Raw genomic sequence first — 2,326 nt, 5'->3', positions numbered from 1 at the left:
TTCCTCCTTAGCTCAGTTGGTAGAGCGACGGACTGTTAATCCGCAGGTCGCTGGTTCGAGCCCAGCAGGAGGAGCCATATTAGAAGAAGCCGCATCACTTGATGCGGCTTTTTTGTATTAGTTTAAAGCTAAGCTCTCTCCTACTACTCCATAACGAAATAACATAAGCGCTTTGATTATTAAAAACCGCTTACCGCAAGCTAGCTATCGACTCACTAAGTAACCAGAAAATATTAACCACAAACGCGTGTGGCAAATGGTATGCCTTTCAACTAAAAAAAAGCTAGGTAAAAACCTAGCTTTTTAATTCAATCGGCCATCTCTGAAATCAGCTTAAACCACCAAGACAAATATACTTTGTCTCCAGATATTCATCGAGTCCTTGCTTAGCACCTTCCCGTCCAACACCCGACTCTTTAACTCCACCAAATGGAGCCACTTCAGTAGAGATGATCCCTTCATTCACTCCAACCATGCCGTACTCTAAACCTTCACTAAAAGTCACAATACGCTTCAAGCTATTCGTATAGAAATAGCAAGCCAAACCATATTCTGTATCGTTCGCCATTTCGAGAACTTGATAATCATTTTCAAAGGTAACAATAGGCAACACAGGCCCGAATAGCTCTTGCTGAACAATCGACATATTCTGCGTCACACTATCCAAAAGAACGGGCTCCATAAAGCGACCAGGCCGTCTCTGTGGAGAGTTAGCAATAGAGGCTCCTTCTTGTACAGCTTGATCGATCACCGCCTCTAGTCGATGCTTAGAGGCCATCGTAATAACAGGACCTAATGTGACACCTTTCTCTAAACCATTTCCAAGCTTTAGTTTGCTTAACTTCGACAATACTTTATCAATAAAAGCTTGTTTTACATTTTTATGAACATATAGCCGATTGGTACAAACACATGTTTGCCCTGCATTACGGAACTTCGACGCGACAAGCCCTTCCGCAGCCTCATCTAAGTCTGCATCTTCAAACACGATGAAAGGCGCATTACCACCCAACTCCATCGACACCGCCTTGACTGAATCACTGGCTTGCTTCATCAAAATTTTCCCAACGCGCGTAGACCCCGTAAAAGAGATCTTCTGAATCCTAGGATCAGTACTTAGTACTTGACCAAACTCAGCAGCCTGCTCCGACACCACGACAGAAAGCAGTTCTTTAGGGATACCAGCCTGATAAGCTAATTCAACAACAGCAATTGCAGTGAGAGGGGTAAGCTCTGATGGCTTGATCAACATGCCACAACCTGCCGCTAGGGCTGGTGCTGCTTTTCTTGTAATCATCGCAATAGGGAAGTTCCAAGGTGTAATTGCAGCGCATACTCCCACAGGCTGGCGAATTGCAGATAGACGTCTATCTGTCGTGGGGGCAGGAATAACTTCGCCATAAGCACGTTTTGCTTCTTCTGAGAACCACTCGACAAAAGAGGCACCATACATCACTTCCCCTTTGCTCTCAGCTAAAGGTTTACCCTGCTCTAAGGTAATAATCGTGGCTATGTCTTCTGCATTATCAAGAAGTAGTTGATACCACCCCCTCAAACGACGAGAGCGCTCTTTGGCACTTAATTTAGCCCAACGGACTTGCTCCGTTTTGCACTGACCAATGAGATCATCTAACTCATCAAGAGTACTAGGCTTTAACCGAATTAACTCTTGCTCAGTTGCAGGGTTGATGACTACAATTCCCTCTTCGGAAGACCATTGCTTAAATACAGATTTCAGCGTTTCATTTTTTATTTGTTGCATCATCAAACATACTCCTCAAGAACTCCTCTTAGGTTAATCGCTACTAGCAAGTTCAGCAAAGAAAACAAAGTTTTCTAAAAGGCATTAATTTTCGAAAGACTTAGCTCTCTTCCTCACTATATTTCGGGAAATTGCGCAATCCACGCAACGACGGTTTCGCTCTAAATATGGGAGCAATGAATGTTTGAGAAATAAGAAGTAGAAAATTATTGTTTAAGAGAGACGCTAACAAAACACGCAGTACGGAAGACTATTCATTCTATTACGGTTGAGGGCGAGTGTTATAAAGACTCATTGTTCAAATGGCCAATCTTTCAACGAGGACATGATACAAACTCGGAGTAATTGGAAGTGCAGGCAGCAGGCTCATCTTCCTGAGAAACTCATGTGCCAAAAGGGTAAAGAAAGTCGTATTGTCTCGCCTTCAATGTGTAAATGCATTTCTCGGGGACACGACCAAACGAAAAAGCCCCAGTCTTTCGACTAGGGCTTAATATAAGTGGCGGAGTGGACGGGACTCGAACCCGCGACCCCCGGCGTGACAGGCCGGTATTCTAACCAACT

General features: G+C 44.0%; 1 protein-coding gene and 1 tRNA gene. One reads left to right on the top strand and one right to left on the bottom strand.

What is annotated here, in order from left to right; all coding sequences use genetic code 11:
• The first annotated feature begins 1 nt into the window (after position 1).
• Positions 2-77: transfer RNA gene (locus R7F64_RS23670), tRNA-Asn, on the top strand.
• Positions 78-328: 251 nt separating this feature from the next.
• On the opposite strand, the gene R7F64_RS23665 is transcribed toward R7F64_RS23670, so the two are convergent.
• Positions 329-1,765, bottom strand: a complete 1,437-nt coding sequence (locus R7F64_RS23665; protein WP_017635617.1) for an NAD-dependent succinate-semialdehyde dehydrogenase — start codon at positions 1,763-1,765, stop codon at positions 329-331.
• Positions 1,766-2,326: the final 561 nt, after the last annotated feature.

Origin of the sequence: Vibrio sp. Vb1980 (genome assembly GCF_033338615.1) — a bacterium.
In the GTDB taxonomy this organism is placed as follows: domain Bacteria; phylum Pseudomonadota; class Gammaproteobacteria; order Enterobacterales; family Vibrionaceae; genus Vibrio; species Vibrio alginolyticus.
The sequence above is the reverse complement of the archived record's forward strand: the minus strand, read 5'-3'. Positions and strand labels throughout refer to the sequence as shown.